This is a genomic window from Legionella navarrensis (genome assembly GCF_052527415.1).
In genome coordinates this window covers 26422-40150 of record NZ_JBNVZR010000018.1, presented here as the reverse complement: position 1 = coordinate 40150, position 13729 = coordinate 26422, and the positions used below count along the sequence as shown (strand labels likewise).

Sequence of the window (13729 nt, the reverse complement as noted above, 5' to 3'; positions counted from 1 at the left end):
AACTCATTTAAGGATATTCCTGTGAGCATGAAAAAGCGCGTCGCCATACTCAGCAGCTCTCGAACCCCATTTGTCAAATCACAGACCCATTATCTGGGTAAATCCAATCAGGATCTGCTGGGTGTTGTCTTGACTGATCTGGTTAAAAAAACTCAGATCCAGGGACAATTGCTGGGAGATGTGATAGCCGGCGCGGTCATGAACCATCCCTTCGACTGGAATCTGGCCAGAGAAGTCGTGCTGGGCAGTGAACTGTCACCCGACACACCGGGCTTAACCATTCAGCGTGCCTGCGGTACCGGCCTCGAAGCCGTTAACCTCATTGCCCTGAAAATTGCCGGCGGACAAATCGAAGCCGGCATTGGCGGTGGAACAGACACCAACTCCGATATCCCTCTGATAGGTCAGAGAAAACTGACGCGGTTTCTGATTGCATTTCAACAGGCCAAAGGATTTAAGGAAAAACTCAAAGCCCTGAGCGCGTTTCGTTTCAGCCTGCTGAAGCCCCTGCTTCCAGAGGTGCGGGAGCCGCGAACCGGCCTGTCTATGGGGGAGCATTGCGAATTGATGGTCAAGGAATGGGGAATCACACGCGAAGCTCAGGATGAGCTGGCGTATCGCTCCCATCAAAACGCCGCCCGCGCGTACGATGAGGGGTTTTATGATGATTTAATCACACATCTGGATGGCCTGCAGCGCGACACCATCACACGCAAAGACACCAGCATGCAGAAACTGGCAAGCCTTAAAACCGCGTTTGACAAATCCGACAAAGGCAGCCTGACCGCCGGTAACTCAACCCCCCTGACCGATGGCGCGTCTCTCGTCCTGCTGGGCTCGCCAGAATGGGCCAAAGAGCAGGATCTGGAGGTACTGGCCTGGTTCGCTGACTGCGAAGTGGCTGCCGTGGATTACGTTCATGGCGCAGGCCTGCTCATGGCGCCAACCATCGCCGTAAGTCGCATGCTGGCCCGAAACAGGCTGAATCTGCAGGACTTCGATTACTATGAAATACACGAGGCCTTTGCCGGCCAGGTTTTATGCACGCTGAAAGCCTGGGAATCTGCAGAGTATTGCCGGGATGTTCTGGGTAGGGATAAACCCATGGGCAGTATCGATCCGCAAAAAATGAATGTCAAAGGCGGCAGCCTCGCGCTTGGCCATCCCTTCGCCGCAACCGGCGGACGCCTGGTTGGCGCAGCAGCCAAAATGCTGAAGGAAAAAGGCAAAGGACGTGTGTTATTGAGCGTTTGTACTGCCGGCGGCATGGGTGTTGCAGCAATTATCGAGCGCTGACGACATGTCCTGTTGTCAGGTTGTGATTAAAGGATCTCTCAATACACAGTTCAAACACAGAGGCAAAAGGAGCTTGCAATGGGTCCCGTCAATTGGCGCAAAATCTTAACTATAGGGATAATGGGAGGAATGATGTCAGCATCATCATATTCTGCAACCGGGCGCGGAGATTTTCACACCACGTACAATGGTCAATCAGTTGACGAACTCGTCATAAAATACATGGAAGACAATCATATTCCCGAACTGGCGCTCGCTATTGTACAGGCTCCCTACATAACCCGTGTGGTGGGATACGGACTTGCAGACACCCATTCAAAACGCCTGGTTGCCACAAATACCGTGTTTAATATTGGTCAAATAACCAATGCCTATACTGCCGTGGCCATCATGCAGTTAAAAGAGGAAGGAAAACTTGAGCTGGACAAGCCGCTAAACCAGTATCTAAATGGTTTCGATATGCCACAGAAATGGGCAAATATTACTATTCGTGATTTGTTTACCCATAGCTCCGGTATCCCTGACTTTAGCGAGAGCCATGATTTTGACTTCAGCAGAGATTATAAGCCAGCTGATATTATTGCTTTGGTCAAGGACAGGGATTTGTTATTCGCGCCGGGAACCAGGGTTAACAAAAGCGCAACTGATTTTTATCTGCTTGGCCTGGTCATTGAAAAAACAAGTGGAATGTCGTACCAAGCATACATTACCAAAAATCAAATCGATCGCGTTGGGCTGAAGCAGACTTTTTTCATCAATAACGTTAATGCTATAAAAAATGAAATAAATAATGGCACTGAGCCATTTAAACATAGTCAATTTTTAAACGATGCCAGGCTGATAAACCCTACGGAGCCTGCAACAGGCTATTCTGAGGTAAATGAAACAATGACGCCAGTCAAGCCAGTCAGTTGGTCTTCGACATTTTCAAACAGCGGCATTGTCGCGTCCGCTGAAGATATCAGTCTCTGGGATATCGCACTGGCTGGCGATATATTAATTAAAAACCCAGAGGACCGGGCATTTCTTTATAATCCTGTCAGCCTGAAAAACAGTGGCACAGCGCCTGGAAATGCCGGCTGGTTTTTTAATGGTCACAAAGGCATGATGCAGATTAAGGGCAATATACCCGGTTATTCTGCCTTTTTAAGTCGTTTTACTGCAAAAGATGAATTAGTCTGCGTCACCCTCCTCGCCAACAAGGGAGATTTGAACGATCTGGATATACTGTCCCGTAAAATTGCCGGCGCTATTAACGCCAGGCTGGCCGCTCCGGAAGGCGCCTATTGGTCTGAAACCATACAAAGCCCCTATTCCACCCAACAAACCGCCGACAACATAGCCGCCATTATCAAGGCCAAAGGCGGTAAGGTTTTCGTTCGGATCGATCAGAGTGAAGAAGCTTCAAAATTTGGCCACGCTCTGCAGGAGACTCAAGTTTTGCTTGTAGGAAACCCAGCCAAAGGAACAGCACTGATGCAGTCAAATCCAGCGATAGCCCTTGATTTACCCTTACGCATCATGATAACGACCGACAGCACCGGCCAAACCTGGGTAAGCTTCACCAATCCGATAAAACTTGGCGAAGCTTATCATTTGGATGATCCAAAAATGCAACACCTGCTAAGGGAAATGTATGCTGCGCTCAATCAGGTTTGTCAAAAAGCAGTTTCCCCCTGATAATGTCGTGGTCAAGCAATTTCGGACACACCAGTTAAGCAACTATCATAAAAATGTGTGCTCCCTGCATTACTCCCATTTTACACTGTAGGAATGATTGTGCCAGCGTACTTCAGCAGTAGAGTTTCTTGATATTGAGGTCACTCCTGCTGGAGTTCCTGTATAAATAACATCCCCTGATTTCAAGGGGAAAAACTGACTAATGTAAACTACTAAATCTTCTGGTTTCATCATCATGTCAGACCCTTTAGCGCATTGCCGCAGGGTCCCGTCAATAAGCAATTGAAATTCCGTCTCCATATACTCGCTAAATTGACTATAAGGAATCCATGGGCCAAGAATAGCGGCATCTTTAAATACTTTTGCTGTAGTCCAGGGATGGCCTTGTTTTTTCAGATTAGACTGGCGTGTTCTTAAAGTCATCTCCAGACCAAGAGTAATGTCTGAAACAGCGCTTTTGGCTTCTTCAGATGTCATTTTATATCCATCATGAGCCATACGTAGCACAATTTCGCACTCGGGTTGCACTTCGGTATCTTCAAAATGAAAATCAAGATGCATTTGCTCACCCCAACCGGATGCTTGCTTAAGAACACTTGCTGGCTTTAAAAACAATACGGGTTTTTCTGGCACTGCATCTCCAAGCTCTTTGGCATGGTCAAGATAATTTTTCCCCACACAGACTATTTTATCAAAAGACATATAATTGCAAACCTTCCAGAAATTAGATGTCAGCCGTATGTAGCAGCTATTCCTGCCTACATGCAGCTGACTTGATTAAGGTACATTATCATGCCTGTCTACGCACTCTTAATAAACATTTTTTAAAAGCTATTTGTTACTTACATACGCAATATATCCTCAACTGTTGATTTAGCACGATTGATAGTGGCGTTTGCTATTGTCTCTATAAATCTCTCATCAATATGATTAAAATGATCGAGTACCTCATTACAGTAGGTTAATGCATCCCCACTTGTACATCTTAAACTAACATCGGAATTCATCATTGAATTAACGAGATTAACAATTGCTTGTTCAGCAACCGTGTAGTCCGATTTATTAATAGATACATTTGCCCTGTAGGTATCGAAAGAAACGGCATATATTTCTGGGAATAAATACATTGTTACAATACCCATGGCATAGAGATCTTTGCAGAAGTCGTCTCCATGAGAATAAGGGTCACTATATGCAGGAGTCAGTGCAAAAGATTTAGATGAGCCTCTTTTATGTGAAGTACCAAAATCAATTAATTGCAGCGATCCATCAGATGGGTTGAGAACAAAATTCTGGCATTTTATATCTCCATGTACTCGATAGTGCTGGTGTAAAATATTAAGATCTGTTAAGCCAGATCGGAGGCATCCAAGTCTTTTTTCTATAGGCATTTTTAATAGTTCACTTGCATTATAAAGATGCAATCCATTTTCACGTTGCCAATCTGAAACTATGCTTGTTTTCCCGTTTCTCAAAAAATAATAGGATAGCCACAAAAGAATACGAAAAATGAATACTTTCTGGAAGAGGAAGAATAAACCTTACCTAAAGTCCTCGCGGTTAAATGCTAAAAGTAACGAATAGCTGGGAGGGAGTTGAGAGAGGGAAGTCAATGCTGTTTTATTATTAATCAATTCAGTCAGGTACTGATTTGAACTCCTGCGGACCCTTACAGAATGAGTAACTGGTGCCCAGGGCCGGAATCGAACCGGCACGGGATTTAACTCCCGAGGGATTTTAAGTCCCTTGCGTCTACCTGTTTCGCCACCTGGGCATAATTTTGGAGGCTGAGGCCGGAATCGAACCGGCGTACACGGCTTTGCAGGCCGCTGCATAACCACTCTGCCACACAGCCAAAATCGATGTATCAGAAGCGTCAGGGATACCCGTTGTCTTCCTGAAAAAAAAAGCGACTTGAATGTCGCTTTAATATGGAGCGGGAAACGAGGCTCGAACTCGCGACCCCAACCTTGGCAAGGTTGTGCTCTACCACTGAGCTATTCCCGCGTCTCTACGGGTGGAGATTCTACCGTTTTCTAACGCCTTGTCAACACTATTATTTAATTTTTTTTAGATAATTCTGGCCAGGCGATCATAAGATAAATAACCATTGACCATATAGTAAGAATCGCTGCCACATATAGCAGAATGAAGCCAATTCCACCCCACAGAGTATGAGCAGGATCAAACAGCATCAATAACAACAGGGCGGCCATTTGCAGCGTTGTTTTGACTTTTCCTATATAACCCACCGCTACGCTCGCTCGGGCTCCGACCTCGGCCATCCACTCCCGCAGCGCGGATACCACTATTTCGCGACCTACGATAATAATGGCCGGCAAGGTGATGTAGTCAATGTCCCGGGCTCCCACGAGCAGCAGCAGCGTGCTGGCGATAAGCAGCTTATCAGCTACAGGATCAAGAAAGGCACCAAAGGGCGACATTTGCTTCAGTTTACGGGCCAGATAGCCATCGAGCCAGTCAGTAAAACTTGCCAGAGCAAAAATAAACGCCGCCAGACCGTGAGACCAGGAAAAGGGTAAGTAAAATGCGCTGATGAAAACAGGAATCAACATGATTCTCATCAACGTCAGCAAATTGGGTAAACTGGTCAGCGTACTCACAAAAACATGCTCCCTTTATTCAGACAACTGTAAATAGTCCGCTAATAACGTGTAGTCATCAAATACATTGACGGCACCGGCGGACAGTAGTGACGATGGATCTTTATCGTAAAAATTCACGCCGATGGCATCCATCTGAATGCTGTTTGCCATCTCAATATCAGAAATGGAATCTCCTACCATCAAGGCACTCTTAGCGGAAACCCCCAGTTCAAGCAATAAATCCTCCACCATGTCCGGAGACGGTTTGGGTGGAAACTGTCCCGCGCAACGCGTGTAGGGGATGTATTTGTCAAGACCGGTCAGATGCATGGCCCGCTGCAGAGACTGGCTGCCTTTGTTCGTTGCAACGGCCATGGTCACACCCGCCTTGTGCAGACGCTCGACGATGGCAAGGGCTCCCGGAATCAGATAGACATCGCTGTGACGCGACATGAGCGAGTGCTGCACCGCCTCAATTAACTGATCATACTGAGGCAGAGACAGAGCCGGAAATACTTTTTTAATTGCATGCACCAGTCCAAGCTCTACGGATTGACGCGCGACCTCCTCGTCCAGTTCACCAAATCCCAGACGTCTGGCCTCTTCGGCTACACAGTTCAGAACCTGGCCCAGGGTATCGCTCAAGGTTCCTTCCCAATCGAATATTACCAAGTCATATTGTTTCGTCATGACTTCGAATGCTCCCGGCACGTAATAGTTTTAAGGTATTGGCAAAGCCTTCATCAGGATTTGCCTCATACCGATGCTTTTGCCCATCCAGATTAAATTGAATTGCCCGGGCATGCAAATAAAGTCGCGATTTACCCGGTAATATATCCGGCGACAGGCTCGGATTACCATATTTTTCATCACCCACGATGGGATGCCCAAGGAATGCGCTGTGAACACGAATCTGGTGCGTGCGGCCGGTTTTGGGTGATGCCTCAACCCAACAGGCCTGGTCATAGTTTTCCAGCAAACGAAATGACGTCTGAGATGGTTTTCCGGCCGGATCGATCGTCACCATGCGCTCACCAGACTGCAGCGTGTTTTTTAACAGCGGCTCATCAACAAGGCGGACCCGGGCATCTGTCCACGGACCTGCCAGCAGCGCCCAATAGGTTTTACTGACCTCACGCTCGGCCAGTAACGCCTGAACGGCACGCAATACGGATCTTTTTTTAGCAAAGAGCAGGCAGCCCGATGTTTCCTTGTCCAGACGATGAACCAGCTCCAGGTAGTGCAGGTCCTGGCGGGTTTTGCGCAAGGCTTCGATCATCCCAAGGCTTAGACCACTGCCACCGTGCACGGCAATGCCTGCCGGCTTGTTCACCACCAGTAATCCGTTGTCTTCAAACACAATACAGTCTTTTAATCGTTGCTCCAGCTGAGCGCCCACGAATACTTCCCGGCTTTCTGTCGTTCGCACGGGAGGAATTCGGATAATATCGCCCTGTGTCAGCCGGGTCGCGGCCTGAGCACGCTTTTTGTTAACCCGCACCTCACCGCCACGAATAATGCGGTAAATATGACTTTTAGGCACGCCTTTTAACACCCGTAACAGATAATTGTCCAGGCGCTGCCCCTCTTCTTCCGCGCTGATTTCAGTGTAACGTACATCACTCATTGTGTATTAAACCTGTTTGCTGTAACCGTTTTTTTTGATACTATACTTAATCGTGGGGATATTTTTATTTCTCTCACGACCGAATTATAACGCATAAACAATAAGAAATGATTACCTGCCGACCATTAAAATCGGTTTTTACAACAATTGATAATGAAACGCGCTTCCCTCGAGTTGACAAAATATGGAAGCAACCCGGTATCAGAGCCAATTTTAAAACAAACTCACCAGATACCCACGCATGTCAGACATGTTTGCCAACCGTTCTGGCCTATGTTGCAGACAGGAAACACACGGTCCTGCAATGTCAGCGATTGGACATGCACCGCAATATCTGCTGGTAACATGCGTGCGGTCTGCCCCGACCCGCCTTGATGGCGTGCCGGTTATATTGGGAAATGCTTGACTTGAGAGTGTGGCGCCCTTGAAGGGGCTAAACGATGGAAAGAATGCTTATAAACGCGACTCAGTCTGAAGAGATTCGAGTTGCACTGGTTAAAGACAATCACCTGTACGATCTCGATATAGACTGCCCGTCTGATATCAAGAAAAAGGGAAACATATATAAAGCTGTTGTGACCAGACGCGAACAGAGTCTGGACGCGGTTTTTGTTGAATATGGCGGCAAACGCCAGGGTTTTCTCCCCTTAAAGGAAATTTCTCCCGAGTATTTCAATAAAAACATCAAGGATTACGGCGATGAAAAACCACCTGTTACGGCTCTGATTCGTGAAGGCCAGGAACTGCTGGTTCAGGTAGACAAGGAAGAGCGCGGCAACAAAGGCGCGGCCCTCACAACCTACATCACGCTGGCCGGCTGCTATCTGGTTCTGATGCCCAACAACCCTAACTCTGGTGGTATTTCACGTCGTATCGAAGGCGATGACCGGGATGAATTGCGTGAAACACTGAACGCCCTGCAGCTTCCGGAAGAAATGGGGCTTATCATCCGCACCGCCGGTGTTGGCAAAGGCCAGGAAGATTTGCAGGACGACCTGCACATGCTCAACAACCAGTGGCAGGCGATTCAACACGCCTACTCCACTCAACTGGCGCCCTGCCTGATTCATCAGGAAGGCGATGTGATTATCCGCTCCATTCGCGACAATCTGCGCAAATCGATTGCCGAAATCATCATTGATGACCAGATTTCCTACGTCAAGGCCAAACAGTATATTGAACAGGTTAAGCCTGATTTTCTGCCAAACCTGAAACTGTATAACAGCCCCATCCCGCTGTTTAATTTCTACCAGATTGAAAGCCAGATTGAAACGGCCTATCAGCGTGAAGTTGCTCTGCCATCGGGTGGTGCGCTGGTTATTGACCGCACCGAGGCGCTGGTTTCCATTGATATTAACTCTGCCAAGGCCACCAGCGGTTCTGACATCGAAGCTACAGCCCTGAACACCAATCTGGAAGCAGCGGATGAAATTGCCCGCCAGCTGCGTCTGCGCGATCTGGGTGGTCTGGTTGTTATCGACTTTATTGACATGGGGTCGGGCAAAAATCAACGCGATGTTGAAAATCGTCTGAAAGAAGCCCTGAAGGCTGACCGGGCACGAATTCAGGTCGGACGTATTTCACGCTTTGGCCTCCTGGAAATGTCCCGCCAGCGTCTGCGTCTGTCACTGGGTGAAAGTGCTCAGGAAGTGTGCCCACGCTGTGAAGGCCGTGGAACGGTTCGCAATATACAATCGCACGGTTTGTCCATTATCCGCCTCATCGAAGAAGAAGCCCTGAAAGAAAAAACCGCTGAAGTACATGTGCAGCTGCCGGTTGAGATGGCAACCTTCATCATGAATGAAAAGCGGGATTTTATCCTTAACATTGAAAAGCGACATTCGGTAAAGGTACTGATCATTGCTAATCCACACCTGCAGACACCGCAGTACAGCATTGCCCGTCTGAAAGAAGACAACGTAGGCAAAAACAAAAAGCCCAGCTACACCCTGATTCAGGAGCCGGAAACCGTTCTGGTGCGTGATAAGTCAGATGGCGTTAAACAGGATGAACCAGCGGTTAAATCCTTTGGTGGTCTGCATACGCTTAAAAAACGCCCGCAAACCGGCTTTTTCAGACGTTTATGGGCTGATCTGTTTGGCGGCGGTGAACAGGCTGCAAACGATGTTACGGCGCCTGTGGAGCAGAAAACCACACGCCCCGCTCATCACCAGCAGCGCAACGCACAGAACCGCAACAACGACAGACGTAACAATCAGACTGGTTCGGGTCAGACAGGTTCTGGTCAGGGTAACAGACGTCGTCGCCCATCTGGCAACGCAGCTAACCCGGCCAATCCGCAGCAAAACCGCCAGGCTGGAGCGGGCAGCACGGGCAGCAATCAACAGCGCAAACGCAGTCCTGGCAACAGCAACCCGCAATCGGGTCAACGCCCGCCGAGAGCCGATGCCGCTAAAAGAAAAGAAAGTGCTCCGGCTGTTGAAGCGGTATCCAGCAGTAGCCAGGCCAGCGAATCTGGTGATAATTAAGCAGTAATCAATACTGCCCCGGATCACGACAGCCAGATCCGGGGCGCCTTTCAGTGTCTTGGTGAACCTGTACTGCCTGGAGACGCACTGGAACGCGGAGTCGCCCTTTGCTCTTCCTCTTCAGGTGTTATCTGTTCGAACATCCTTTCAATTCCTTCAGTGACACTGTCTGTCAGGCGCTTCTTGAGCTTCTCCGGATGTTTGTAGGCGTTTTTCATGTTCGTCTGTTTTAAAGCTTCGTTTATGCCCTGGGCCCATTCAGGCGCAAGATAAAAATTCCTGTCATCACTATTCAACCTGGTAATAAAACGCAAGTCTAATGGAGTAACTGGCAATTGCGACAATCGCATAATCACACTTGATACAATGGATTGGGTCAGAGTGATACAGCATTTTGTGAAATCACTACTGCTGGTTTTGGCTGAATGCGTCAAATTTCCTTTCAACCAGTCATAAATCAAATGGTAAAAGGAGAAATAGCCGGATATCAGAGCTTTGTTAATACGCAAATCTGATTCTAAATTGGCCATAACAATCTCGCCTCGTGTTTCTATATCATCCATTTCCATAACCAGCTCTTTCAACACGGCACAGCGTCTCAGCAGGATCTGATTGTCAGTAACTGAAATCCGTTGTGCCATCCACATCAGCGCATCTATGATCAGTGGAAAATCACCCGCCACCCTGTCTCTGATTTTTTCTGAAAAGAACAGATAGATCCGGTAGAGCTTCAGCTCAGCACGTTCTTCATTCACAGCACGATAATATCGCTCATGCTTTCTTAACAACACGTCGTTATTACTCGACATGGCTTGCCATTCATCTGAGTGTCGGGCGATTTTATTCTTCAGCATGGCTTCATGAACCAAGGCCAGAAAATAGTCATGAACTGGTTTCCGATCCGCAGCTCTGGTCACCTCGTTTTCCGTGTACCAGGCGATGTAAAGTGGATTAAAATGCTCTTTCATCATGACATCGAGCAAGTGGATGATTCGTGATTTCTGTGGGTATAGCTCTTCATGAATTTGCGCATTGACAGCATGACAAAGATTCAGATTGGTTCGCAGGTAAATTGCGCAGCGATCGCGTAAGGTCTCACGATTTTTTAGCAAAAAGGTGCTTATTTCAGTGCCTTCCCCTATCAAGTGTACCAGCGTTTCGCGCCAGATTGTGCATTCTGTGCCTGCTGGAACCAATCGATCAAGTTCTACAGATAAATAATCATTTGGCTGGGAAACAACTGGCACGGAATATGATGAAGCAGCTACTGGCTGAACGACCGGCAAAACAGGTGACGAAAACATTCTATATACCGATGGTGTTCGGTCATGGGGAGAATGTTTAGGGGATAGAAACGGTATTCGGCTTCCTCTTGGTGTCCGCGGACTTACTGAGCTGGCAGTGGATGAACTGGCCACCGTGGTGCTGCTCGCTGAATAGCTTTGTATAATTTTAGAAAAGAAATTCTGCCTCGGACTTGATTTTTTGCTCGTCCCATCACTGGAAGAGGATAGACTCAGAGGGGGAACGATGATTTCAGCAGGCTTCGTATCGGGGGTCTGTGTCAAAGAAGACTCGGCAATCGATTCAGAAGACACTTCCACTATGGCATGAACGGTTTCACTGAAATTGACCGTTGAGACACGACTCATGGCATGGCGGCCAGAAAAGGCTTCAACATTTACAATAACAGGCAGATTATCCTCAAAAGAAAGGCCATCAAAGCCTGCAAGACGCAACTGCTCCACGATCTCCGTCTTTTCTTCAGCACGGCACTCTTCAGCTCCATAAAATGCGCAGGTGGCCCGGTTTTCTTCTTTATGAAAATTCCACATCAGCGCTTTTGATTTATTATTTATACCTGAAAACGTAACGTACATGATATCCCTTCCTTGTATGGACGAAAGAGCGCTGCCGGTAAACGCTCTTTCCAGGTTGTTCTGCCTTAAAAAGCAGGCGAAAAAAGCGGGTCATCCAATAACTCTTGTGGATATGCTGGGTCTTTTAAGGACACCATGCTGGAACCCATGACCACAGGCGAGAAAAAAGACGGGAACGCATGTCCAATCGCACGCGATGTTACCGGATGTATTTTCTCGGGCAGGTGATCCGCCAGTTCAAAGTCCTGAGCTGTAAATGTTGAGATACCTTCCGCACCCGGTTTTTCCGGCTCCAGCTCTTTTCCACCCAGATGAAGTGCCATGGCTCTGGCATTATCTGGCTCAATCAGCAAGGTATCATAATTCGTCTGATCCAGTATTACGTCACCACGCACCAGACAGTCAGCCGCTTCGTTTAACGTTGAAATGGCCCAGAGACGAGGTAATAAAGAGTTTAAATTATTCAGATTTAACTGGCCTGCCTGCTTGATGGTACGGAGAAACGACAGCAGAGCGCCATCGACAGGCCCAGCATCGCAAATGGCATTCACGATGGTATCGTTTGTTAATTGTTCCGTATTTAAAAAATCAAGAACCTGAGCCGTTGCCTCCGCGCATTCGGGTTTATTTATCACCGCCGCGGAGGGCGCCTTTTCTGTACCATACAGCCTGTGCCATTGAACCAGAAACTGACTCAGGCCATGAGCAAATATCGTATTTTTTTCACAGATTTTGAAGGCATCTGATGTCAGAAGACCATAGTTTTGTATGCATTTATGAGCCATCAGCAACTGATCGTGATGCGCGCTAAACTGGCTTATCAGGTCAAAATCGGCTGAAAAAGAACCTGGTTCCTGCATGGAATAGACCACGGCTCTGGCCAGTGCCAGGCTCTGCTCACGGTTGTTAAGCATCAGCCTGATAACAGAAGAAAACTGCCCGTCGTCCAACGGCACATCCTTCAAGGTGATCAGGGCAATAGCCAGATTAAAATAGTCTTTCGATGTGCTTAAAATGTCAGCCAAAAAGGGCGTCACCTCTCGTCTGATGATTTTAAAATTACATAGCACCATGGGTAAAAACGATGATGAAATAACGGAAACAGGGGCCAGCATAAAGACATAGAGGTTTGTCTGCGAAGCAGGCAAATGGAGGGAAGCCGTTGAAAATGCTTTTAATGCGGCCATATCCCTCTGCATAAATAAATGGATGTTGTTTAAGGTAAGCAGTTTAGAATCCCAGACAGACAGGGCTTTCAGTGCCTTGTCTACGGTGGGTTGAAGCGGCTTGCTCAATATGTCCAAAAGAGAGCTGTAACTGTGGTTTTGACTGAGATCCATGGCGGCCTGCAGGAGATTCAGTTCGGGATTGAGCCTGGCCAGCTTCTCCAGAGCGTCTTCCAGCTCGAGAAGATGGCGAGTAGTCATTACGCTTATCGCGGGCCAGGATTGGATAATGTCATCCGTAAATATCCCGTTTTTATTCATCATGCGTAACAGGGGAATGTAATCTGCAACGGTTTTGCGAGAGTCCAGGTAAAAACGCATCAGATAGCCAGGCATATCTACATTACAGTGTTCAAAGGTGGCCTGTAACTCAGACAATAACTGCTCAGACATGATCTTCGACATGGTACTGAGAAACTTAGCGATATCAAGACCACAGCCTGGGTATTTTTGTACAAAGTTCAGACATCCTGCGTTCAGCAGGTGATTATCTGCGAGCATATCAAGTGCCTCATACCCGCCGAGATCCATGGCCAGTGGAGCAAATGTCAGTGAGCTGCCTGCGTCTGATTTACGATCCTGCTTTTTTCTGACAATAACGGCCAGTTTCACTCGATTTTCAGGGCTTAATTCTCCTTGAGGCAGTGCGTCCACAAAGGGTTTTAACTCGGCAATGTGCGGCTCCGTGGCCCAGGGGATTTTTTTCCGAAAGATCCCTTCGTGATGCTTTTTGTACCGTGCGAGAAGTTCTTCAATTTTTGCTTTTGTTATCGACATATATCGCTCCTTTTCGAGCGCGTTACACCAGCTGTTTTATTTCATGGCTTTAACACGCAATTCCATCAAAATCCGATTTATCTTATTTTTTATCAAAAAAAGACAAACGTCTGGTAGATTGTTCTCCTCGTTCGTAAAAATCAAGACG

Annotated in this window: 10 protein-coding genes and 3 tRNA genes; 3 read left to right on the top strand and 10 right to left on the bottom strand. The window is 47.5% G+C overall.

Annotated features, from left to right (window positions below):
• Nucleotides 1-27 precede the first annotated feature (27 nt).
• Together ACQUTA_RS10775 and ACQUTA_RS10770 are read left to right on the top strand one after the other, a co-directional pair.
• A complete protein-coding gene (locus tag ACQUTA_RS10775) occupies nucleotides 28-1296 on the top strand; it encodes an acetyl-CoA C-acetyltransferase (protein ID WP_444988273.1) in 1269 nt (422 codons plus the stop codon).
• A gap of 132 nt (nucleotides 1297-1428) precedes the next feature.
• Nucleotides 1429-2976 (top strand): serine hydrolase, encoded by a 1548-nt coding sequence (locus ACQUTA_RS10770; protein WP_444988252.1) that lies wholly within the window; start codon nucleotides 1429-1431, stop codon nucleotides 2974-2976.
• Between the two features lie 69 nt (nucleotides 2977-3045).
• On the opposite strand, the gene ACQUTA_RS10765 is transcribed toward ACQUTA_RS10770, so the two are convergent.
• From ACQUTA_RS10765 to ACQUTA_RS10730, 8 genes are all read right to left on the bottom strand, one after another.
• Entirely contained in the window at nucleotides 3046-3678 is a 633-nt protein-coding gene (locus tag ACQUTA_RS10765) for a fumarylacetoacetate hydrolase family protein (RefSeq protein WP_444988251.1), read from the bottom strand.
• Between the two features lie 140 nt (nucleotides 3679-3818).
• Complete coding sequence (locus ACQUTA_RS10760; protein ID WP_444988250.1) at nucleotides 3819-4367, bottom strand: protein kinase domain-containing protein; 549 nt, start codon at nucleotides 4365-4367, stop codon at nucleotides 3819-3821.
• A 294-nt stretch (nucleotides 4368-4661) separates the two neighbouring features.
• Nucleotides 4662-4750 (bottom strand) — tRNA-Leu (locus tag ACQUTA_RS10755).
• 7 nt (nucleotides 4751-4757) lie between these two features.
• A tRNA-Cys gene (locus tag ACQUTA_RS10750) sits at nucleotides 4758-4831 on the bottom strand.
• A gap of 77 nt (nucleotides 4832-4908) precedes the next feature.
• Nucleotides 4909-4983 (bottom strand) — tRNA-Gly (locus ACQUTA_RS10745).
• A gap of 53 nt (nucleotides 4984-5036) precedes the next feature.
• Nucleotides 5037-5600 carry a CDP-diacylglycerol--glycerol-3-phosphate 3-phosphatidyltransferase gene (pgsA, locus tag ACQUTA_RS10740; RefSeq protein ID WP_444988249.1) on the bottom strand — a complete coding sequence of 188 codons (564 nt, stop codon included), beginning with the start codon at nucleotides 5598-5600 and terminating at the stop codon, nucleotides 5037-5039.
• Nucleotides 5601-5615: 15 nt separating this feature from the next.
• A complete protein-coding gene (locus tag ACQUTA_RS10735; RefSeq protein WP_444988248.1) occupies nucleotides 5616-6272 on the bottom strand; it encodes an HAD family hydrolase in 657 nt (218 codons plus the stop codon).
• Nucleotides 6256-7209 carry an RluA family pseudouridine synthase gene (locus tag ACQUTA_RS10730; protein ID WP_444988247.1) on the bottom strand — a complete coding sequence of 318 codons (954 nt, stop codon included), beginning with the start codon at nucleotides 7207-7209 and terminating at the stop codon, nucleotides 6256-6258. The genes ACQUTA_RS10735 and ACQUTA_RS10730 overlap by 17 nt, the downstream gene beginning before the upstream one ends.
• A gap of 440 nt (nucleotides 7210-7649) precedes the next feature.
• Between ACQUTA_RS10730 and ACQUTA_RS10725 the strand changes: the two genes are divergently transcribed.
• Nucleotides 7650-9698 (top strand): Rne/Rng family ribonuclease, encoded by a 2049-nt coding sequence (locus ACQUTA_RS10725; RefSeq protein ID WP_444988246.1) that lies wholly within the window; start codon nucleotides 7650-7652, stop codon nucleotides 9696-9698.
• A gap of 50 nt (nucleotides 9699-9748) precedes the next feature.
• Here ACQUTA_RS10725 and ACQUTA_RS10720 read toward each other — a convergent pair whose 3' ends face one another.
• Nucleotides 9749-11578 (bottom strand): hypothetical protein, encoded by a 1830-nt coding sequence (locus ACQUTA_RS10720; protein WP_444988245.1) that lies wholly within the window; start codon nucleotides 11576-11578, stop codon nucleotides 9749-9751.
• A 65-nt stretch (nucleotides 11579-11643) separates the two neighbouring features.
• Entirely contained in the window at nucleotides 11644-13581 is a 1938-nt protein-coding gene (locus ACQUTA_RS10715; RefSeq protein ID WP_444988244.1) for a hypothetical protein, read from the bottom strand.
• Between the last annotated feature and the right edge of the window lie 148 nt (nucleotides 13582-13729).